The sequence below is a fragment of the Amycolatopsis sp. WAC 04182 genome, from assembly GCF_003947465.1.
Taxonomy (GTDB): Bacteria; Actinomycetota; Actinomycetes; order Mycobacteriales; family Pseudonocardiaceae; genus Amycolatopsis.
In genome coordinates this window covers 558,568-579,593 of the sequence record NZ_QHJJ01000007.1, presented here as the reverse complement: position 1 = coordinate 579,593, position 21,026 = coordinate 558,568, and the positions used below count along the sequence as shown (strand labels likewise).

Sequence of the window (21,026 nt, the reverse complement as noted above, 5' to 3'; positions counted from 1 at the left end):
CCTCGGCTGAGCCGAGGGAAGGGGGCCTTCACGGGACTTTCGGGTCAGGCCCGCAGACTCGCGCCGAAGCGTTCACCGGCGACCGCGACGGCGGCGTCGCGGGCCTTGGTGGCCTCGTCGACGGTCAGCGTGCGATCCGCGGCACGGAACCGCAGCTTGTACGCCACCGAACGCTTGCCCTCGCCCAGCTGCTCACCCTGATACGAGTCGAACAGCGTGATGTCCTCGAGCAGTTCGCCCGCGCCTTCGCGCAGCGCCTCGGCCAGGTCGGCCGACGGGACGCTCGCCTCGGCGACGAGGGCGACGTCGAGCAGCACCGGCGGGTACGCCGAGATGCGCGGCGCCGGACGATCGTCCGGGATCGGGATCGCGTCCAGGTCGAGCTCCATCGCGACGGTGCGCGGCGGCAGCCCGAGCGTCTCGACGACCTTCGGGTGCAGCTCACCGGCGTAACCGATCGGCCACTGCCCCACCCGCAGCTGCGCGCAGCGGCCGGGGTGCCACGGCGGCTGATCCGCCGCGGCCGTGGTCAGCTCGACACCGGCGGCCTGCGCCACCAGCCGGGCGGCCTGCACCGCGTCGGCCCAGTTCGCCTGCTCGCCCGCGCCCCACCAGCCGGCCCGGGCCCGCTGGCCCGCGAGCACGACGGCGACGTGCAGCGGCTGCGGCGGGACCGCCGCCTCCAGCACCGCGAGCTCCTCGTCGGTCGGGCGCCGGTCCACCCCGAGCGAAGGCATCGGGATCGGGTTCGGCCCGGGCAGCACGACCTGTCCGATGTGGAACAGCGAGACATCCTTGAAACCACGGGAGATGTTGCGCTGCAAGGTATCCAGCAGCCCCGGCAGCAAGGTGCTCGCCATCCGGTCCTTGTCCGCTTCCAGCGGGTTGCGGACCTTCACGGTGCTGCGGCGGACGTCGTCCTCGGGCAGCCCGAACGCGTCCCAGACCGAGTCCGAGATGAACGGGAAGGGCAGCACCTCGACGTAGCCGTTCTCCGCCAGCGCACGCGCGACCGAACGACGCCGGCGCTGCGTGTCGGTGAGGCCACGGCCCGCCGGGGCGTCGGGCAGCACCGACGGGATGCTGTCGTAGCCCTCCAGCCGGAGCACCTCCTCGACGAGGTCGGCGGGCTGCACCAGGTCCCCGCGCCAGCTCGGCGGGACGGCGGTCACCAGCGCGGTGCCGTCCTCGGCCGTGCCCACGTTGACCTTGCAGCCGATCTGCGAGAGCCGTTTGACCGTGACACCGCGCTCGTACCGCACCCCGGCCACCTGGTCGGGCAGGCTGATCGGCATGGTCACCGGCGGGTTCGGCTCGACGCCGCCCTCGTCGGTGCGGCCGGGCAGGATCGAACCTTCGCCGTACTGACGCAGCAGGCGCGCGGCGAGCTCGACGGCCACCGCGCAGAGCTGCGGGTCGGTGTAGCGCTCGAACCGCTTGGCCGCCTCGGAGAACAGCTTGTGACGGCGGGCCGTCCGGCTGATCGACGACGGATCCCAGTGCGCCGCCTCGAGCAGCACGTCGGTGCTCTCCGGCGTGATCTCGGTCGACGCGCCACCCATCGTGCCCGCCAGCGAGATGACGCCGCTGTCGTCGGCGATCACCACGTCGTCCACGTCGAGCGTGCGCTCGACATCGTCCAAAGTGGTCAGTTTCTCGCCCGGCTTCGCCTTGCGCACCACCAGATCGCCCTTGACCGAACCGGTCGCGAAGGCGTGCAGCGGGTGCCCGAGTTCGAGCATGACGTAGTTGGTCACGTCGACCGCGAGCGAGATCGAGCGGATCCCCGCCAGCATCAGGCGTCGGCGCATCCACCACGGCGTCGGCGCGGTCGCGTCGAGGTTCTTGACCCGGCGCAGCACGAACCGCTTGCAGCCCTCGGTGTCCTCGATGTGCACCGGCCAGACGTCGCTCTCGGCCTCGGGGACCTCGATGGACGCCGGGTCGCCGAAGGGGACGTCGAGCGCGTTGGACAGCTCGCGGGCCAGGCCGCGGACCGACAGGGTGTACCCGCGGTCCGGGGTCGGCGTGACCTCGAGGACGGTGTCTTCGAGGCCGAGCAGCTTGTTCGCGTCCTCGCCGGGGCTGGCCGTGCTCGGCGGCAGCACCAGGATGCCGGAGTGGTCGTCACCGATGCCGAGTTCGCTCGCGGAGCAGATCATGCCGTCGCTGAGGCGGCCGTAGGTCTTGCGCGCGCCGATCTCGAAACCACCGGGCAGCACGGTGCCGGGCAGCGCGACGACGACCAGGTCGCCCTCGGCGAAGTTCGAGGCACCGCAGATGATCCCGCGGGTCTTGATCCCCGTGGGGCCTTCGTCCTCGAAAGGACCTTCGTCGTCGTCCTCATCGTCGGCACTGTCGACGTTCTCGTCAGGCTTGACGTCGCTCTCGGGCTCACCGACGTCGACGCGGCAGAAGCGGACCGGCTTCTTGAACTCGGTGAGCTCCTCGATCTCGGCGACGCGGCCGACCACGAGCGGGCCGGTGACCGGTTCGAGTTTCCGGACGTCGTCGACCTCGATGCCGATGCGCACGAAGGCGTCGGCCAGATCCTGGGCTGTGACCTCCTCGTCGACGTCGAGGTGTTCGGTCAGCCAGCTGGCTGGGACCTTCACTCAGGCCTCCGTTCCGAAGGGCAGGGTGAACCTGATGTCGCCCTCCACCATGTCGCGCATGTCCGGGATTCCGTTGCGGAACTGCAGGGTGCGCTCGATACCCATGCCGAAGGCGAAGCCCGAGTAGACCTCGGGGTCGACACCGCAGGCACGCAGGACGTTGGGGTTGACCATGCCGCAGCCACCCCACTCGACCCAGCCGGGTCCGCCCTTCTTCTCTTCGAACCAGACGTCGACCTCGGCCGACGGCTCGGTGAACGGGAAGAAGTGCGGGCGCAGACGGGTCTTCGAGGTACCGCCGAACATCGCGCGGGCGAAGGCGTCGAGGGTGCCCTTGAGGTGCGCCATCGTCAGGCCCTTGTCCACCGCGAGTCCTTCGACCTGCGAGAACACCGGGGTGTGCGTGGCGTCGAGCTCGTCGGTCCGGTAGGTGCGGCCGGGGCAGACGACGTACACGGGCAGGTCACGGTGCAGCAGCGTGCGGGCCTGCACCGGCGAGGTGTGCGTCCGCAGCACCAGGCCGGAGTCCTCCTCGCCGAGGTAGAACGTGTCCTGCAGCTGGCGCGCGGGGTGGTCCTTGCCGAAGTTCAGCGCGTCGAAGTTGAACCACTCGGCTTCGAGCTCCGGGCCTTCGGCGATCTCGTAACCCATCGCGATGAACGCGTCGGCGATCCGATCCGACAGGGTCGCGATCGGGTGCCGGGCGCCCCGGGGCACGCGGTCCCACGGGAGCGTGACGTCGACGGCCTCCTCGCGGAGCACCTTTTCGTCACGCTCGGTTTGGAGCACGGCTCGGCGCGCGTCGAAGGCGGCCTGGATGCCCTGGCGCGCTTCGTTGACCCGCTTGCCGGCCTCGGCCTTCTCCTGCTTCGGCAGGGCGCCGATCTCGCGGCGGGCGAGCAGCAGCGGAGACTGGTCCCCGAGGTGGGCGGGTTTGACCGCGGCCAGCGCGTCGAGATCCGCCGCGGCCGCGAAATCGGTCTCGGCCTGTTTGACGGCGGCCGTCAACGTTTCCGGCGCGAGCGTTCCCGCCTGGGGGTCCTGCTTGTCGTTGGCTTCGGACATAACTCCTCGGCGTCCGCTGGGACTGGTCCGGTGCACGCGAGCGCACACATGGGTTTAGCAGCTGCTGAATTCTATGGGACAGCGAACAGCGGCCCCCGATCACCCTCGGGCTGGGCACACCGTCACTCGGAAGTGCGAAAAACGCGCTCTACGCCGTAAACAAGGTGCTGGAACGAACACTGCGTTCCATGAGAGCTCCCTTGGTGTCGTGCTGCGACGGCGTGGTGCCCGAGACTCTACGTGGTCGCGGCCCGCGAGGCCATCGCATTCGTGTACACGCAGATCGCGGCGGCGGTCGCCAGGTTGAGGCTCTCCGCCCGGCCGTACATCGGGATCTTCACCGCGAGATCGACCGTCTCCAGTACCGCCTGCGGCAGTCCGTGCGCCTCGTTGCCGAAGACCCACGCGGTGGGCTCGTCGAAGGTCACCTGATCGAGCTCGGTGTCGGCGTAGCCGTGCGCGCCGAAGGTGCGGAGTCCGGCGGCGGAGCAGGCCTTCAAGGCCGCGTCGACGTCCCGGATCCGGGTGATGGCCGGATGGAACAGGCTGCCGGCGGCCGCGCGGACGCATTTGCCGTTGTGCGGGTCGACGCTGTCCCCCGCGAGGACGACCGCGTCGGCGCCGGCGGCGTCCGCGACCCGGATCACGGTGCCCGCGTTGCCGGGGTCCGCGACGTCGACGAGGACGACGACGAGCTTCGCGCCCGGCTTCAGGACGGTCTCTTGTGGACGGTCGACGAGCGCGCAGACGGCGACGATGCCTTGCGGCGTCACGGTCTCGGACAACCCGTCGGCCGCGCGATCGGTGATCGGCGAGACGGGGACGCCCGCCTCACGCGCCGCGGAGAGCAGGCGTTCGTGCTGCGCGGCGGCGCGTTCGGTCACGAACAGCTCGTACACCTTGCCGCCGTGTTCGAGCGCGGCTTCGACCGCGTTCGCACCCTCGGCCAGGAACCGGCCGGTCTTCTCACGCTCGGCGCGGCGGGTGAGCTTGCGCGCAGCAACGACCCGGGGCGTCCGTTCGGTGAACGGAGCGGCCCCGGGTCGATGAAGAGCGCTGTCGCCGGTCAGGCCGACTTCTTCTCTTCGGTGTTCACGTTCGCCTTGGCCAGCTCGGCCAGCGCGGTGAACGCGGCGGCGTCGTTGACGGCGAGGTCCGCGAGGATCTTGCGGTCGACCTCGACACCCGCGGCCTTGAGGCCCTGGATGAACCGGTTGTAGGTCACGCCGTTGGCGCGGGCCGCCGCGTTGATGCGGGTGATCCACAGCTGGCGGAAGTCACCCTTGCGGGCGCGACGGTCCCGGTAGGCGTAGTTCAGCGAGTGGAGCGTCTGCTCCTTCGCCTTGCGGTACAGCCGCGAACGCTGGCCGCGGTAGCCGCTGGCGAGCTCGAGAGTCGCGCGACGCTTCTTCTGGGCGTTGACAGCCCTCTTGACGCGTGCCACTGGGGTCCATCCTGTCGATCTGGGGGCGCGCTGGCGCGCCCGGCGTTTACAAAGTGCGGGGTGTCAGCGGCCGAGAAGGCGCTTGACGCGGCCGACGTCGTTCTTGGCGATCTCGGTCGTGCCTTCGAGGCGACGGGTGAGCCTGTTGGACTTCTTCTCCATCAGGTGGCGGCGGCCGGCCTTCTGGCGGCGCAGCTTGCCCGAACCCGTGACGCGGACACGCTTGGACGTCCCGCTGTGCGTCTTCATCTTCGGCATTACGTTGTCCTCTTCCGTGCGGCGGCACACCGGTTGTTCCCGGTGTGCCGCTGACATGTGCTGGTCGGCGCTACGCGTCGGCGGGCGGCTCGGACGACTCGTCCTTCGCTGCCTTCGCGGCCTTCTGCGGCTTCACGTTCTTGTGCGGGGCCAACACCATGATCATGTTGCGACCGTCCTGCTTCGGCGACGACTCGACGAAACCGAGTTCGGTCACCTCGTCGGCGAGCTTCTGCAGCAGGCGGAAACCGAGTTCCGGCCTGGACTGCTCGCGACCGCGGAACATGATCGTGACCTTGACCTTGTTACCGGCGGCCAGGAAGCGCGACACGTGACCCTTCTTGGTCTCGTAGTCGTGCTGGTCGATCTTCGGTCGCAGCTTCTGCTCTTTGATGACGGTGAGCTGCTGGTTGCGGCGGGACTCGCGGGCCTTCTGCGCGCTCTCGTACTTGAACTTGCCGAAGTCCATGAGCTTGCATACGGGCGGGCGTGCCTGCGGGGCGACCTCGACGAGATCGAGATCGTTCTCCTGTGCCAGCCGCAGCGCATCTTCGATCCGGACGATGCCGACCTGTTCACCGGCCGGCCCGACGAGGCGGACCTCCGGAACCCGGATTCGGTCGTTGATGCGTGTCTCGGAGCTGATGGGGCCTCCCTGGTTCGAGGTAAATTCTTCTACCGTTTCGACCTGGTGCCCACATACCTAAGGCCCCGGTACCGTGCGGTACGCGGGGCCCACTCTTTCCGATCGTGTTCGATCTCCAGAACCGAACACACCGCCTCGACGCCCGAAATCGTCTTGGCGAGACCGGACCCGGACACCTGGTGTTGCGGCGGTGACACGGGTGGGAGCGGGGCTCCACTTGCCGCCCCCGATCGCTCGAGGGCTGGTCGCTCGTGGAAGGGTACCAGACGTGTCAGATGAACCCGTTCAGCAGCCCCCGTATTCCCCGGACGTCCGCGACCTGGAGGACATCCCGAGCGTCGAGGTGATCAGCAGGGCGGCCGTCATGCTGCTCTCCGCCGGCGCCGAACGCCTCGGCCTCGCGGACGAGGACCCGGCCAGCTCACCGCACCGCGACCTCGACGAAGCCCGCCGCCTGATCACCGCCCTCGCCGGGCTGGTCACCGCTTCCGCAGAGTACCTCGGCCTGCACGCGGGCCCCTTGCGCGACGGCCTCCAGTCGCTGCAGAAGGCGTTCCGCGAGGCTTCGGCCGTGCCCGACGCGCCTGGCCAGGGGCCGGGCGAGAAGTACACGGGACCGGTCTACTAGCCCTCCGAAGTACATGAAGGCCCCCTTCCTTGCGCCTGGGTACAGGAAGGGGGCCTTCATGTACTTCCGCTCCGGCGTCAACTAACATTTCAGATGTGAGTGGTTTAGCGAAGGTGTCGAGGTCCCTCCTCCGGGACGAGGCGTACGAGAGCATCCGGCGGGCGATCATCGACGGGACCCTGCCGCCGGGGACGAACCTGCGCGACGGCGACCTCGCCGATCAGCTGGGGCTTTCCCGGGCGCCGGTGCGCCAAGCGCTGCTGAGGCTCGTCGAGGACGGTCTCGTCGAGTCGAAGCCACAGAGCTACACGCGCGTCGCGGGCTTCGTTCCCGACGACGTCCGTGACGCCCTGCAGCTCGTGCGCGCGCTGCACGAGTTCGCCGTCCGGGCGGGTGCGCCTCGGATGGGACCGGCGGAGGTCGCGGCGATGCGCGCGGCCAACACCCGGTTCGCCGACGCGATCGCCGCCGGGGACATCGCGGCCGCGATCGCCGCCGACGACGAACTCCACGACGTCCCCGTGGCCGCCGCACGCAACCGGGCGATCGCCGCGACGCTGGCCCGCTACACGCCCTTGCTGCGACGTCTCGAATACGCCCGCTTCGGCTCCCTGCCCGCCCACCGGTCGGTCCAGCGCCACGCGGAACTGGCCGACGCCATCGAAGCGGGCGACGTCGACGCGGCCTGCGCGATCACCGCCACCATCTGGACCGAGCTCGAAGACCTCCTGGAGACGCCATGACCCTCGCCGATTTCCCCCGCTACCCGCTGCTGTTCGGCCCCTCCCCCGTCCATCCGCTGGAGCGGCTCACCGCACATCTCGGCGGCGCGAAGGTCTGGGCGAAACGCGAGGACGTCAACTCCGGGATCGCGTTCGGCGGCAACAAGACCCGGAAGCTCGAATACCTGGTCGCCGACGCGCTGGCCTCGGGCGCGGACACGCTGATCTCGATCGGCGGCGTGCAGTCGAACCACACCCGCCAGGTCGCCGCGGCCGCCGCGCGGGCCGGGCTCAAGGCCGTGCTGGTGCAGGAGAGCTGGGTCGACTGGAACGACCCGATGTACGACAAGGTCGGCAACATCCAGCTCTCGCGCATCCTCGGCGCGGACATCCGGATGGTCGAGGCCGGGTTCGGCGTCGGCTTCAAGGAGAGCTGGGAGAACGCCGTCAAGGAGATCGAAGCCGACGGCGGGAAGCCGTACGCGATCCCGGCGGGCGGCTCGGACCACCGTCTCGGCGGGCTCGGTTTCGCCAACTGGATGGTCGAACTCGAAGCGCAGGAGGCGGAACTCGACGTCTTCTTCGACACGGTGATCGTCTGTTCGGTGACCGGCAGCACGCAGGCCGGGATGGTCGCCGGAGCCGCGCTTTCCGGTAAGCCGCGCCGGATCCTCGGCGTCGACGGGTCGGCGAAGCCGGCCGAGACACGCGATCAGATCACCCGCATCGCCCGCGCGACCGCCGAACTGATCGGCGCCGGCGAGATCGGCGAGGTCGAACTGGACGAGCGCTACCACGCCGGGATCTACGGCATCCCGGACGAATCCACGCTGGACGCGATCCGGACGCTGGCACGGCTGGAGGGCGTGCTCACCGATCCGGTGTACGAGGGCAAGTCCATGGCGGGGCTGATCGACCTCGTCGCGCGCGGTGAGATCGCGCGGGACTCGAACGTGCTTTTCGCGCACCTTGGCGGGCAGCCCGCGCTGAACGGGTACACGAGCGTGCTCTGACAGGGCTGAAGGACGCCATACCCGCATCCGACGCGGTGAAGGACGCTTTCCCCACGTGAGACGCGGGGAAAGCGTCCTTCAGCCACATCAGTCCGTGACGGCCAGGACGTCGATCTCCACCAGGAGTCCGGCGGGCAGGCCGACGTACACGGTGGTGCGGGCCGGGTGCGGCGCCTCGCCGATCAGCTTGTTGTAGACCTCGTTGAACGCGCCGAAGTGGTCGACGTCGGTCAGGTACACGCGCACCATCATCGCGTCGGCCAGGCTCGAACCGGCGGCCTCGAGCACCGCCTCGATGTTCTTGAAGGTCTGCTCGGTCTGTTCACCGACGGTCTCGCCGACGATGGCGCCGGTGGCCGGGTCGAAGGCGACCTGGCCGGCCACCTGCAGGATGTTGCCCTTGCGGACCGCCTGCGAGAACGCGGCCACCGGCTTCGGCGCGTTCTCCGTGCTGATCGCGGTCTTGCTCATTCCAACTTCCCCTTTCGGTTCCCCGTCCATCCACTGTGGACGGAAGCTTCTTCGGTGGCGGCGATCAGTTCCGGCACGAGCGCCATCAGGCCGTCGTAGTCCAGCAGCACCTTCGGCACCGACACGGACGCGGCGGCGAGCACCACGCCGCCCGGGCCGCGGACCGGCGCGGCGACGCAGTGGATGAAGTCCTCGTGCTCGGCGTTGTCCACCGCGTAGCCGCGGTCGGCGACGAGCGCGAGTTCCTTCTCGTAGGCCTCGGGGGTGGTGATCGTGTTCGGTGTCCGGACGAAGAAGTCGATCCTCGACACCACGTCCGCCTGCTTCTCCGGCGTCATCGCCGCCACCAGCACCTTGCCGACGGCGGTGCAGTGCAGGGGCGCGCGTTTCCCGATGCGGGAGTACATCCGCACCGAATGCCTGCCCTCGAACTTGTCGATGTAGACGACCTCTCCGTCCTCATAGGACGCGAGGTGCACGGTGTGCCCGGTGCGCGCGTTGAGCCCGGCGAGCGCGGACTGCGCGGTGCGGCGGACGTCGCGATCCTCCAGCGCCTGCTGCGCGAGGTCGAAGAGCGCACTGCCCAGCCGGTAGTACCGCTGCCCCTCCCGGCGCACGAAGTGGTGCGTCTCCAGGGTGCGCAGCAGGCGCAGCACGGTCGACTTGTGCACGCCGATCTCCTCGGCGAGCTGGTCCAGCGTCTTCGGCTCGCGGGCGAGCCCGCTCAGCAGCGTGAGCGCCCTGTCCAGGCTCTGGCTCATCCGCCCACCATTCCCTTGTCCGTCAGCTTGGCCGCCGCCCATGCTGCCTCATCGGCCCCGAGGAGCGTTTCGACGACGGACGCGGGCAGCGGACGGCCCACGTCGTCGTGGGTCAGCAGGGTGGCCGCGGCCTGCAGATGGCCGCGCCGGAGCCGGGTCGCGGGGTCGTCGCCGCGCAGGGTGGCGGCGAGGAAACCGGCGGCGAACGCGTCACCGGCGCCGACCGGCTCCACGACGTCGACCTGGAGCGCGGGCGAGAACAGCGGTGCTTCGTCGCCGTCGATCAGGGTCACCCCGCGTGCCCCGTGCTTGACGACCAGCGTCTTCGGTCCGGGCACGGCGGCGCGCAGCCGTGCCGGGTCGCCGGTCCCCCACACCCGTTCGGCCTCGTCCTCGCCCGCCAGCACGATGTCGGCGCGGGCGGCGAGCCCGGCCAGCACCGACGGGTCTCGCCCGGTCCACAGCGCGGGCCGGAAGTTCACGTCGAACGACACCAGCGTGCCGCCACGCGGTCGTTCCATCAGCGCCCGCACCAGGTCGAGGCAGCCGTCCGACAGCGCGGGCGTGATCCCGGACAGGTGGATCACCCGCACCCCGTCGAGATCGAGTTTCCCCAGCAATCCCGCGTCCATTCCGGACGCGGCGGAGCCCTTGCGGTAGTACCGCACGGGGCTGCCGTCCGCCCCGCTTTCCTTGATGTAGAGCCCGGTCGGGCGCGTCGGGTCGACCACGACCGCGCTGACGTCCACCCCCGCCGCGCCGATCTCGCGCACGAGCGCGCGGCCGAACGGATCGTCTCCGACGGCGCTCACCCACGCGCTGGCGAAACCCAGCGCCGGGAGATGGCAGGCGACGTTCGATTCGGCGCCGCCGATGCTTCGTACCCACTTCCGTACCTCGTCGGGCGGCCCGGATTCGGCCGGTACGAACAAGGCCATCGACTCCCCGATGCACAAAACGTCAGTGCTCTTCATCGCGCCGACCGCCGTTCCGGTGCCAGGGCGCGACCCCAAAAGATCAAAAGATTCCCGGGCGGCCAAGGCTCACCTGTCACTTCCACGTCTCCTAGTCGTCACCCCGTTGACCTCCAGCGGACCGGATGCTACACCTATCCCACGCAATATGCGCAACGTCCGTTGCAACATACGCAACCGAGGTGAACCTCATGTTCGAAGCCGGCACCATCGATTCCGCCGCGGTCGCGGCCGTCCGGGAGGAGCGCGTCGACTGGCGCTTCCGCTCGGTCGCGCCTTCGCTGTCCGGTCTCACGATCGGCGAGGCCGCCGCCCGCGGCGCCAAGCTGTTCGACGACGGCTTCCTCGGCCCGTTCGTCGTTCTCGACGAAGAGGCCGTCGAGCACAACCTCCGCACGATGGCGGACTGGTGCGCCGAACGCGGGGTCGCGCTGGCCCCGCACGGCAAGACGACGATGGCGCCGCAGCTGTTCGAGCGGCAGCTGCAGCACGGCTCGTGGGGTATCACCTGCGCGAACGCCGGACACCTGCGGATCTACCGGGCGTTCGGCGTTTCCCGGATCCTGCTGGCGAACCAGCTCCTCGACCCCTCGGGCCTGAAGTGGCTCGCCGCCGAACTGGACGCCGACGACGACTTCGAGTTCGTCTGCTGGGTCGACTCGGTCCGCGGTGTCGAGCTGATGACCGAAGCCCTGCGCGGAGCCCGCCGCAAGGTGGACGTCCTGGTCGAACTCGGCGCCGAGGGCGGCCGCACCGGTGTCCGCGACACCGAGACCGCGCTCGCCGTCGCCGAAGCCGCCCACGCGAGCCCGGCTCTGCGGTTGCGTGGATCCGGCGGCTACGAAGGCGCGCTTTCCCACCACACCGACGAAAAGTCGCTCCAGCTGATCAGCTCCTATGTGGACGGTCTGCGCGAACTGGTCTTCGCCTTCAACGCCAAGGGCCTGCTCGACGACGCCGGTCAGATCATCGTCACCGGCGGCGGCAGCGCGTACTTCGACCGCGTCGCCGACGAGCTCACCAAGGACTGGGGCGGCCTGGACGTCCTGCCGATCCTGCGCAGCGGCGCCTACGTGACCCACGACGACGGCTTCTACCGGGTGATCTCGCCGCTGGGCGAACAGCCGCGCATCGACGGCGTCGCCTCGTTCCGCTCCGCGCTGCGTGCCTGGGCGCAGGTCACGTCGAAGCCGACGGACGAACTCGCGCTGCTCACCATCGGCAAACGGGACGCCTCGTTCGACGAAGGCATGCCCGAGCCGCGCCTGATCCGCAAGGGCGACGGGCCACCGTCCGCGCTCGAAGGTCATTCCATCCAGAAGATGAACGACCAGCACGCCTTCCTCACCCTGCCCGCGTCGTCGCCGGTCGAGGTCGGCGACTGGATCGCCCTCGGCCTGTCGCATCCGTGCACCGTTTTCGACAAGTGGCCCCTCATCCCGGTCGTCGGCCCCGACGGCGAGACCGTGCTCGATTTCGTCCGCACCCATTTCTGAGTGTCTGCTGGTGAACCCGCGACCGCGATCGACGTCGGCAGGGCGCCACCTGGTCATCCACGTCATGGATGTGGAGAGGGCGCCCTGCCACCGCGATAGCGGGGCCTTCGGCCGAGGCGGGTTCACCCATTCGGTCGCCTGTACAGGTCGATCTTCAGCTCCGCCAACAATTTCTGATCCGTCCTCCACCGCCGCAGAGGAAGAATCGCCATGGACATCGTTGTCCGCTCCGCACTGGTCGCCGACGGCACCGGGGATCCGCTCACCAGGCACGACGTGGGCATCACCGACGGCCGGATCGCCAGTGTCGCCGAACCCGGCTCGCTCGCGGGCCGCCGCACCATCGACGCCGAAGGACTCGTGCTCGCGCCCGGGTTCATCGACATGCATTCGCATTCCGACCTTCAGCTGCTCGCCAATCCGGATCACCTCGCGAAGCTCTCCCAGGGCGTCACGACCGAGGTGCTCGGGCAGGACGGGCTCTCCTACGCGCCGGTGAACGACGAGGTCCTCGCGGCGCTGCGCCAGCAGCTCGCCGGCTGGAACGACGATCCGGCGGGCTTCGACTGGAACTGGCGTTCCGTCGGCGAGTACCTCGACCGGCTCGACGCGGGGGTCGCGGTCAACGCGGCCTACCTGGTGCCGCAGGGCACCGTCCGCATGCTCACCGTCGGCTGGGAGGACCGGCCCGCGACCGAAGCCGAGATGAACGCGATGAAGGAACTCATCGCGACCGGGCTGGACGAGGGCGCGATGGGCATGTCGTCCGGACTCACCTACACGCCGGGCATGTACGCGACGACCGAAGAACTCGTGGAGCTGTGCCGGGTCGTCGGGGAGAACGGCGGCTTCTACAGCCCGCACCACCGCAGCTACGGCAAGGGCGCGCTCGAAGCGTTCGGCGAGATGGTCGACGTCTCCCGCCGTTCGGGCTGCCCGCTGCACCTCGCGCACGCCACGATGAACTTCTCGGTGAACAAGGGCAAGGCGCCGGATCTGCTGGAGCTGCTCGACCGGGCGCTCGACGACGGCTGCGACATCACGCTGGACACCTACCCCTATCTTCCCGGCGCCACGTATCTTTCCGCGTTGCTGCCGAGCTGGGCGACCGAAGGCGGGCTCGACGCCACACTGGCCCGGCTGTCCGATGTGGACACCCGCGAGCGGATCCGCGCCGAGATCGAGGAGACCGGGTCCGACGGCGCCCACGGGGTGCCGATCGACTGGGAGGCCATCGAGATCAACGGTGTCCGCCGGGACGAGAACGCCCACCTCGTCGGGCATTCCGTCGCCGTGTCGGCGGAGCGTGCCGGGAAACCGGCCGCGGAGCTGTACTTCGACGTCCTGCTCTCGGAAAAGCTCGGCACCTCGTGCCTGATGCACGTCGGGCACGAGGAGAACGTCCAGGCGATCATGCGCCACCGCACGCACACCGGCGGCAGCGACGGGCTGCTCGTCGGCGCGCGGCCGCATCCCCGCGCCTGGGGCACGTTCCCGCGGTACCTCGCGCGCTACGTCCGCGAACTCGGCGTCCTCGACCTCGCCGAATGCGTCGCCCACCTCACCGGCCGCGCGGCGGACCGCCTGCGGCTGACCGACCGGGGTCTCGTCCGCGCCGGGTACGCGGCGGACCTCGTGCTGTTCGACCCGGAAACCGTCGCCGACACCGCCACGTTCGACGAGCCGCGGCAGCAGGCCGCCGGTATCCCCTATGTCTTCGTCAACGGTGTCGCCGCCATCGACGATGGTCAACCGACCGGCGCCCTCGCCGGCCATTCACTGCGGAACCCCGGGAGTGCCCGATGATCGACTGGCTCCAACACACGACGGGAGGGCTCCTGACCCTCGCCGCCGTCTCGATCGCGGTGTTGTTGTTCCTCATCATCAAAGTCAAACTCGAGCCCTTCATCGCGCTGATCGTGGTCGGCCTGCTGACCGCGCTGGCCGCGGGCCTGCCGGTCGGCCAGATCGTCGGCTCCGCGCAGAAGGCGTCGGATTCCCTGCTGGAAAAGGGTTTCGGCGGGATCCTCGGCCATATCGCCGCGATCATCGGACTCGGCACCATCCTCGGGTCCATTTTGGAGCGTTCCGGCGGAGCGAGGGTGCTCACGGGCGCGCTGCTGCGCGCCATCGGTGAGAAGCGGGCCCCGTTGGCGATGGGTCTCGCGGGTTTCGTCTTCGGTATCCCGGTCTTCTTCGACATCGGCATCTTCGTGCTGGCGCCGCTGGTCTACGTGGCCGCCAAACAGGGCGGCCGTTCGCTCGTGCTGTACGCGCTGCCGCTGCTCGCCGGGCTTTCGATCACGCACGCGTTCCTCCCGCCGCACCCCGGCCCGGTCGCCGCGGCCGGCCTGCTGCACGTGGAACTCGGCTGGATCATCCTGATGGGCCTGGTCTGCGGTATCCCGGCGTTCCTCGTCGGCGGCGTCGCGTACTCGACGTGGATCGGCAAACGCGTCGACGTGCCGGTTCCCGCGGAATTCCTGGTCGCGGAGGAAGAAGGCGAAAAAGAGGAGAACCCGCCGTCGCTCGGCCTGGTGCTGGGGATCATCGCCGTCCCGCTGGTGCTGATCCTCGCCGGGACCTTCGGCAGCATCTGGCTTCCCAAGAACTCGGCGTCCGCCGGTGTCGCCGCGTTCATCGGCACCCCGGCGGTCGCGCTGACGATCTCGGTCCTGCTCGCGTCCTGGTTGCTCGGCCTGCGCCGCGGCCTGACCGGCAAGGATCTGAGCGAGCTTTCGGCGAAATCGCTCCGCCCGGTCGCGATGATCCTGCTGGTGGTCGGTGCGGGCGCGTTCTTCGGCGCCGTGCTGTCCGCCACGGGGATCGGCAAGGCCGTCGCGGGTTCGCTGGACAACGCCGGTCTCCCGGTCATCCTTGCCGCGTACGTGATCAGTTGCGGGATGCGGATCGCGCAGGGCTCGGCGACCGTCGCGATCGTGACCACGAGCGGCATCGTCGCACCGACGGTGGCGACGCTGGGCTATTCGCAGATGCAGCTCGCGCTGCTGGTCGTCGCGATTTCGGCGGGTTCGATCATCGCCTCGCACGTGAACGACGGCGGTTTCTGGATCATCTCGCGGTACTTCAACATGACCGTGCCGCAGACCCTGAAAACCTGGACCGTCTTGGAAACCGTTCTTTCCGTTTCCGGTTTCGGCGTGGCAGCATTGCTCATGGCAGTGGTTTAAACCACCTGACGACTGGGAGAGATCACGATGACCGGACTGGATCGACGCACCTTCCTCGGCGCCGTCGGAGCGGCTGGGCTCACCACCGTTCTCGGTTCCCACCTCGCGAGCGCTTCCGAACAATCCTGCGGACCGAAGGGAACCGGAGCCATCTACGTCAGCAGCTACACCAGTTCCGGGCACGGGCTCGATGTCGCTCACCGGGACGCGGCGACCAACGCGCTCGTCGTCGACCGGACGATCCCGGGAGTCAGCAACGCTTCCTGGTTCGACATCAGCGCCGACCGCAAAACGCTCTACGTGACCAACGAGGACGAGAACGGTCAGATCTCCTCGTTCAGCCTGGCCGATCCGGCGAAACCCAAGCTGCTCAACAAAAAGTCGGCCAAGGGCCAGCACCCGACACATCTGAGCGTCCACTCGAGCCAGAAGTACGTGCTGGCCGCGAACTACAGCAGCGGCAGTGTCGTCGTCCTCCCGATCCTCGCGGGCGGGAAACTCGGCGACGTCGTCGATGTCGCCCAGCACAAGGGCGCCGAGCGTCAGGCGCACGCGCACCAGGTGGTCAACGACCCCACCGGCAAGTGGGTGCTCGCCGTCGATCTCGGCGCGGATTCGGTCTACGTCTACAAACTCGACGTCGCCACCGGGAAGCTCAAGCTGAACCAGCAGCTGAAGCTTCCGTCCGGTGCCGGTCCCCGGCATCTGGCGTTCCACCCGAACGGCAAGTACGCGTACATCCTCGGCGAGCTGCGTGCCGAGGTCACCGTCGCGGCGTGGAACCCGGCCACCGGGAAACTCACCGCCGGACAGGTCGTCCCGGCCGTTCCCGCGGGCACCCCCGGCGAGCAGTACCCGGGTGAGATCACCACGTCCAAGGACGGGAAGTTCGTCTACGCCTCCGTGCGCGGCTCCGACACGATCGCGTCGTTCGGTGTCGGCGAGGACGGGAAGTCCTTGAAGCTGCTGCACAACGCGCCCGTCGGCGGGGTGTACCCGCGTCACTTCACCCTCGATCCGACCGAGCGCTGGTTCTACGTCTCGAGCGACAAGTCCGGCACGCTCAGCTGGCTGCCGCGCGATCCCGGTACCGGTCTTCCGGGGGCCGTCGCCGGGAAACTGGCGCTCCCCCAGGTCAATTCCGTCTTTTTCGCCTAAGGAGAAAATCCCATGAGAACTCGCGTCCTCATCGCGGGCCTCGCGGCCGTCGGCCTCGTGGCAGGCTGCGCGCCGGCCCAGAACACCCCAGCCGCGAGCGGCGGTGACGAGAAGACCGGCACGATCCGGGTCTGGCTGTTCGACGAGGCCAACCGCGCGCCCAAGGAGGCGGCGGTCAAGGAGGCGATCACCGAGTTCAAGGCGGCGCATTCGGGCGTCGAGGTCGACGTCCAGTGGGTTCCGGTGGAGGGCCGTGCGGACAAGTTCTCCGGCGCCTTCAACGATCCGGCGAGCGCGCCGGACGTCGCCGAGTTCGGCAACACCGACGTGTCCAGCTACGCCGCCACCGGTGCGCTGGCCGACCTGACCGGCGACCTGTCGTCGTGGAAGGAAGGCGCCGACATCCTGCCCGCGGTGCTGGAGACCGCGAAGTCCGGCGGCAAGACCTACGGGCTTCCTTGGTTCACCGGTATCCGTGCGTTGTACTACCGCACGGACCTCTTCGCCGAACTCGGCCTCAAGCCGCCGACGACGCTGGCGGAACTGACCGAGACCGCGAAGACGATCCGTGCCAGGAAGCCGGAGTTGTACGGCATCTCCGTCGGCGGCAAGTACACCTACGCGATGCTGCCGTTCCTGTGGGCGCACGGCGGCGAGATCGCCAAGCAGGACGGCGACAAGTGGAAGTCCACTGTGGACTCCGAGCAGGCCAAGGCCGGGGTCGCGGCGTACGCGAACCTGCTGAAGGCGGACATCTGTCCGCCCGAGCAGTGCGCCAACCTCACCGGTACGCAGAGCATCACGGCGTTCGCCGGCGGCAAGGCCGGGATGTCGATCGGTGGTGACTTCAACCGCAAGGCCGTCGAGGCGGGCCAGGTGAAGGGCAAGTACGCGATCATCCCGATCCCGGGCACCGAGGCGGGCAAGATCGCCCCGGCGTTCGCGGGCGGCAACCTGCTCGGCGTGTTCAACGCGACCAAGCGCAAGAGCCTCGCGGTCGAGTTCACGCAGCTGCTCGGTGGCGCGAAGTACCAGGAGAAGATGTACGTCGCCATGGGCAACCTGCCCACGCTCGGCAGCGTCCAGCAGAAGCTCGCCGCGAGCGACCCGTCGGTCAAGCCGTTCGTCGACACGCTCACCGCGGGCACGAAGTTCGTCCCCGCCACCGCGGCGTGGTCGAAGATCGACGCGCAGAACGTCCTGCCCACCGCGATCCAGCAGATCGCGACCGGCGGCAAGGACCCCGCGACGGCGCTGACCGCCGCGGCCGCCGAGATGAACAAGGCGTTCGGCTAAGTGGTCACAAAGGACATCCCTCGCACCACGGCTCCGGCCGTCCCGGCACGGCGGTCACCCCGCCGTCGCCGGGACGGGCGGGCGGCCCTGCTCTACCTGGCGCCCGGTGGCATCCTGCTGCTGGCGATGCTGGTGTACCCGATCTACCAGCTCGTCCTGATCTCGTTCTACGACTACGGCCAGCCGCAGGCGGTCGGCAACGCCCCGCTGGTGTTCCTCGGCTTCGGCAACTACGTCGAACTGCTGGAGAACCTCCAGTTCTGGGAGGTGCTGGCCAAGACCCTCGGCTTCACCGCGGTCTGCGTCGTCGGCAGCCTCGCACTCGGGACGGGGCTCGCCGTGCTGGCGACCCGGGTCCGTGCGTGGGCGCGCGTCCCGCTGTTCCTGGCGGCGCTCGCCGCGTGGGCGACGCCGGCGATGGCGGGCTCGTACGTCTGGTTGTTCCTGTTCGACGCGGACTTCGGCCTGGTGAACGAGGTGCTCTCGGGCATCGGGTTCACCGGGATGGCGAACCATTCCTGGACGTTCGACACCTACAGCACGTTCGGGCTGGTGGCCGCCGAGGTCATCTGGTGCTCGTTCCCGTTCGTCATGGTGACGATGTACGCCGGGCTCAAGGGAGTACCCGAGGAGGTCATCGAGGCCGCGTACCTCGACGGCGCGTCGACGTGGCGCACCACGTGGTCGATCACGCTGCCGATGGTGCGGCCGCTGCTGACCATCGCCACCATCCAGTCGATCATCTGGGACTTCAAGATCTTCACGCAGATCTACGTGATGACCAACGGCGGCGGCGTGGCCGGGCGCAACCTCGTGCTCAACGTCTTCGCCTATCAACAGGCCTTCGCCGGACAGGAATACGGTCTCGGCGCGGCGCTCGGAGTCGTGATGACCTTGCTGCTGCTGTCCATCACCGGGCTGTACGTCCGGTCGCAACGCCGGAGCGCGGGATGGGTGTGACGACGGCGCCGAAGAACCGCCGGGTGAAGCGCCCTGGGAGACTGATCGCCGAGATCATCTGCGTGGTGATCGCGGGGATGGTCGCGTTCCCGGTGTACTGGATGGTGCTCTCGGCCTTCAAACCCACCGGGCAGATCCAGGCGGAGAACCCCCGGCCGTGGACGCTCACGCCGACGCTCGAACACTTCGAACGGGTACTCACCGGCGAAGGCTTCGCGATGTTCTTCCTGAACAGCGTGATCGTGGCCGTCGTGGTGGTGGCGTTGTCGCTGCTGCTGTCGTTCCTTTCGGCGGTGGCGCTGACGCGGTTCAACTTCAAGGGCCGGACCGTGCTGCTGGTGATGGTGCTGGTGGCGCAGATGGTCCCGGTCGAAGCCCTGACCATCCCGCTGTTCTTCCTGATGCGGTCGGTCGGCGACGTCGCGCCGGCGTTCGGCACCAACCACCTCGGCTCGCTGATCCTGGTGCACCTGGCGTTCAGCCTGCCGTTCGCGATCTGGATGCTGCGCGGCTTCGTCGCCGCGGTGCCACAGGAACTGGAAGAGGCCTCGAAGATCGACGGGGCGAGCCGGATGCGGTTCACCTGGCAGATCCTCTTCCCGCTGGTGGCGCCCGGGCTGGTGGCGATCAGCGTGCTGGCGTTCATCCACGCCTGGAACGACTTCCTGTTCGCGAAGACGTTCATCATCTCCAACACCGAGAACCAGACGCTCCCGCTGGCGATCCTGGTGTTCTTCAAACCGGAGGACACCGACTGGGGCGCGGTGATGGCGGGTTCGACGTTGATGACCATCCCGGTGCTGGTGTTCTTCATTCTCGTGCAACGACGACTCGTGTCCGTCATGGGCGGCGCGGTGAAGGGCTGACATGCCTGGCTTCGAAACTCTGCTCCCCCGTCCCGTCTCGGTGGAACCCCTGCCGGGACACTGCCCGGTACCATCCGAAGTGGACGTGCGCGGCGACGAGCTGTTGCCCGCCGAGGGTTATCGGCTGGAGATCGATCCGTCCGGCGTGACGCTGTACGCGGCCGACGCGGCGGGCGAGTTCTACGGCCGCCAGACGCTCCGCCAGCTGATCGGGCCGGACGCGTTCCGGGCCGCGTCGATCCACAGTGGACAGCAGACGATTCCGTGCGGCGTGGTCACCGACCACCCGAGGTTCGGCTGGCGCGGCTGTCTACTGGACGTGGCAAGGAACTTCCGGACCAAGGCCGAGGTGCTGCGGTTCGTCGACCTGATCGCCGCGCACAAGCTCAACGTGCTCAACCTGCACCTGACCGACGACCAGGGCTGGCGGATCGAGATCCCCGAGTTCCCCAGGCTGACCGAGGTGGGTGGCTGGCGGAAGTCGTCCATGGTCGGACGGCACGACGGCCCGGAACGGGACGGGCGGCCGCACGGCGGATTCTACTCGGCCGACGATCTCCGCGAGATCGTCGCGTACGCCGCCGCGCGTGCGGTGACGGTGGTCCCGGAGGTCGACATCCCCGGGCACGCGCGGGCCGCGATCGCCGCCTACCCCGAGCTCGGCCCGGAAACCGCCGAACCATGGGAAGTGTGGACGAGCTGGGGCATCAGCACGTCACTGCTGAACACCGAGAAGTCCACTGTGGACTTATTCAAGCGCGTCTTCGACCACGTGCTGGAGATCTTCCCGTCCGAGGTCATCGCGCTCGGCGGTGACGAGGTGCCCGGCGCGACCGAGGAGCACGGCCGGTTCGTCCGCGAGATCGCACAGCACCTGGTCGAGCGGGGCCGTCGCCCACTCGGCTGGGACGAAGTACTCGAAGCGGGCGACCTCCCGCCGATGGTCATCGGCTCGTGGCAGAGCGAAGCCGCCGGCGCCCGCGCCGCGACCGCCGGGCACGACGTCGTCATGTGCCCCGAGGAGCACGTGTACCTGGATCACCGGCAGTCCGACCACCCCGACGAACCGATCCCCGTCGGCTACCTGAGCACGCTGGAGAGCTTCTACGGCTACGAGCCGGTGCCCGCCGATTTCCCCGAGGGGAAGTCGATTCTCGGCGCGCAGGCGCAGGTGTGGTCGGAGCATCTCGACACCGTGCGGAGGGTGGACTACGTCGCTTTCCCGCGCCTGTGCGCCTTCGCCGAGGTGGCGTGGAGCGATCCGGACGGGCGGGACTACGCGGAGTTCCTGCCGCGGTTGCGGGACCACCACCTGCCGCGGCTGGACGCGCTGGGCGTCGAGTACCGGCCGCTCGACGGGCCGCACCCCTGGCAGACGCGGCCCGGGGTTCCGGGGCGGCCCCGGCAGCGGTAAACGCGTGTCGTGATGATTGCCGAGTCCGTGAAGGCCTCCTTGAGGGAC

General features: G+C 68.9%; 20 protein-coding genes. 11 read left to right on the top strand and 9 right to left on the bottom strand.

Annotated features, from left to right (window positions below):
• Nucleotides 1-44 precede the first annotated feature (44 nt).
• The 6 genes from pheT to infC form a co-directional block, all read right to left on the bottom strand.
• On the bottom strand, nucleotides 45-2,615 hold the full coding sequence (pheT, locus tag DMH01_RS34885; protein WP_125682392.1) for a phenylalanine--tRNA ligase subunit beta: 2,571 nt from the start codon (nucleotides 2,613-2,615) through the stop codon (nucleotides 45-47).
• Nucleotides 2,616-3,680 (bottom strand): phenylalanine--tRNA ligase subunit alpha, encoded by a 1,065-nt coding sequence (gene pheS, locus DMH01_RS34880; RefSeq protein WP_125682390.1) that lies wholly within the window; start codon nucleotides 3,678-3,680, stop codon nucleotides 2,616-2,618.
• A gap of 236 nt (nucleotides 3,681-3,916) precedes the next feature.
• Nucleotides 3,917-4,750 carry an RNA methyltransferase gene (locus DMH01_RS34875; RefSeq protein WP_255432123.1) on the bottom strand — a complete coding sequence of 278 codons (834 nt, stop codon included), beginning with the start codon at nucleotides 4,748-4,750 and terminating at the stop codon, nucleotides 3,917-3,919.
• Complete coding sequence (rplT, locus tag DMH01_RS34870) at nucleotides 4,747-5,124, bottom strand: 50S ribosomal protein L20 (RefSeq protein WP_005163284.1); 378 nt, start codon at nucleotides 5,122-5,124, stop codon at nucleotides 4,747-4,749. The genes DMH01_RS34875 and rplT overlap by 4 nt, the downstream gene beginning before the upstream one ends.
• A gap of 63 nt (nucleotides 5,125-5,187) precedes the next feature.
• Nucleotides 5,188-5,382 (bottom strand): 50S ribosomal protein L35, encoded by a 195-nt coding sequence (rpmI, locus tag DMH01_RS34865; protein WP_007028043.1) that lies wholly within the window; start codon nucleotides 5,380-5,382, stop codon nucleotides 5,188-5,190.
• 70 nt (nucleotides 5,383-5,452) lie between these two features.
• Nucleotides 5,453-6,028, bottom strand: a complete 576-nt coding sequence (infC, locus tag DMH01_RS34860; RefSeq protein WP_051071860.1) for a translation initiation factor IF-3 — start codon at nucleotides 6,026-6,028, stop codon at nucleotides 5,453-5,455.
• A gap of 268 nt (nucleotides 6,029-6,296) precedes the next feature.
• Here infC and DMH01_RS34855 point away from each other — a divergent pair, with 268 nt between their 5' ends.
• The 3 genes from DMH01_RS34855 (at nucleotide 6,297) to DMH01_RS34845 (ending at nucleotide 8,391) form a co-directional block, all read left to right on the top strand.
• A complete protein-coding gene (locus DMH01_RS34855) occupies nucleotides 6,297-6,656 on the top strand; it encodes a DUF1844 domain-containing protein (RefSeq protein WP_005163289.1) in 360 nt (119 codons plus the stop codon).
• Nucleotides 6,657-6,769: 113 nt separating this feature from the next.
• Complete coding sequence (locus tag DMH01_RS34850) at nucleotides 6,770-7,399, top strand: GntR family transcriptional regulator (protein WP_199745735.1); 630 nt, start codon at nucleotides 6,770-6,772, stop codon at nucleotides 7,397-7,399.
• Nucleotides 7,396-8,391: a 1-aminocyclopropane-1-carboxylate deaminase gene (locus DMH01_RS34845; protein WP_125682387.1), complete on the top strand. Its 996-nt coding sequence runs from the start codon at nucleotides 7,396-7,398 to the stop codon at nucleotides 8,389-8,391. Before DMH01_RS34850 ends, DMH01_RS34845 begins: the two co-directional genes overlap by 4 nt.
• A gap of 87 nt (nucleotides 8,392-8,478) precedes the next feature.
• Here the strand turns inward: DMH01_RS34845 and DMH01_RS34840 are convergent, their stop codons facing one another.
• From DMH01_RS34840 to DMH01_RS34830, 3 genes are read right to left on the bottom strand one after another with little or no spacing between them, the layout of a single operon-like run.
• Nucleotides 8,479-8,862: a RidA family protein gene (locus DMH01_RS34840; protein WP_034321592.1), complete on the bottom strand. Its 384-nt coding sequence runs from the start codon at nucleotides 8,860-8,862 to the stop codon at nucleotides 8,479-8,481.
• A complete protein-coding gene (locus DMH01_RS34835) occupies nucleotides 8,859-9,623 on the bottom strand; it encodes an IclR family transcriptional regulator (RefSeq protein ID WP_125682385.1) in 765 nt (254 codons plus the stop codon). The genes DMH01_RS34840 and DMH01_RS34835 overlap by 4 nt, the downstream gene beginning before the upstream one ends.
• A complete protein-coding gene (locus DMH01_RS34830; protein WP_125682383.1) occupies nucleotides 9,620-10,597 on the bottom strand; it encodes a sugar kinase in 978 nt (325 codons plus the stop codon). Before DMH01_RS34830 ends, DMH01_RS34835 begins: the two co-directional genes overlap by 4 nt.
• A gap of 191 nt (nucleotides 10,598-10,788) precedes the next feature.
• On the opposite strand from DMH01_RS34830, the gene DMH01_RS34825 reads away from it, so the two are divergent.
• From DMH01_RS34825 to DMH01_RS34790, 8 genes are all read left to right on the top strand, one after another.
• Nucleotides 10,789-12,093, top strand: a complete 1,305-nt coding sequence (locus DMH01_RS34825) for an amino acid deaminase (protein ID WP_125682381.1) — start codon at nucleotides 10,789-10,791, stop codon at nucleotides 12,091-12,093.
• A 210-nt stretch (nucleotides 12,094-12,303) separates the two neighbouring features.
• Nucleotides 12,304-13,899 (top strand): amidohydrolase family protein, encoded by a 1,596-nt coding sequence (locus DMH01_RS34820; protein WP_125682379.1) that lies wholly within the window; start codon nucleotides 12,304-12,306, stop codon nucleotides 13,897-13,899.
• Complete coding sequence (locus DMH01_RS34815) at nucleotides 13,896-15,284, top strand: GntP family permease (protein WP_125682377.1); 1,389 nt, start codon at nucleotides 13,896-13,898, stop codon at nucleotides 15,282-15,284. The genes DMH01_RS34820 and DMH01_RS34815 overlap by 4 nt, the downstream gene beginning before the upstream one ends.
• A 27-nt stretch (nucleotides 15,285-15,311) precedes the next feature.
• Nucleotides 15,312-16,442, top strand: coding sequence for a lactonase family protein (locus tag DMH01_RS34810; protein ID WP_125682375.1), 1,131 nt, complete (start codon nucleotides 15,312-15,314; stop codon nucleotides 16,440-16,442).
• A gap of 12 nt (nucleotides 16,443-16,454) precedes the next feature.
• Nucleotides 16,455-17,738 carry an extracellular solute-binding protein gene (locus tag DMH01_RS34805; protein WP_125682374.1) on the top strand — a complete coding sequence of 428 codons (1,284 nt, stop codon included), beginning with the start codon at nucleotides 16,455-16,457 and terminating at the stop codon, nucleotides 17,736-17,738.
• Nucleotides 17,739-18,698 carry a carbohydrate ABC transporter permease gene (locus DMH01_RS34800; RefSeq protein ID WP_125682372.1) on the top strand — a complete coding sequence of 320 codons (960 nt, stop codon included), beginning with the start codon at nucleotides 17,739-17,741 and terminating at the stop codon, nucleotides 18,696-18,698.
• On the top strand, nucleotides 18,689-19,564 hold the full coding sequence (locus DMH01_RS34795) for a carbohydrate ABC transporter permease (protein ID WP_125682370.1): 876 nt from the start codon (nucleotides 18,689-18,691) through the stop codon (nucleotides 19,562-19,564). Before DMH01_RS34800 ends, DMH01_RS34795 begins: the two co-directional genes overlap by 10 nt.
• A 1-nt stretch (nucleotide 19,565) precedes the next feature.
• Nucleotides 19,566-20,978 carry a beta-N-acetylhexosaminidase gene (locus DMH01_RS34790; RefSeq protein WP_125682368.1) on the top strand — a complete coding sequence of 471 codons (1,413 nt, stop codon included), beginning with the start codon at nucleotides 19,566-19,568 and terminating at the stop codon, nucleotides 20,976-20,978.
• Nucleotides 20,979-21,026 lie beyond the last annotated feature (48 nt).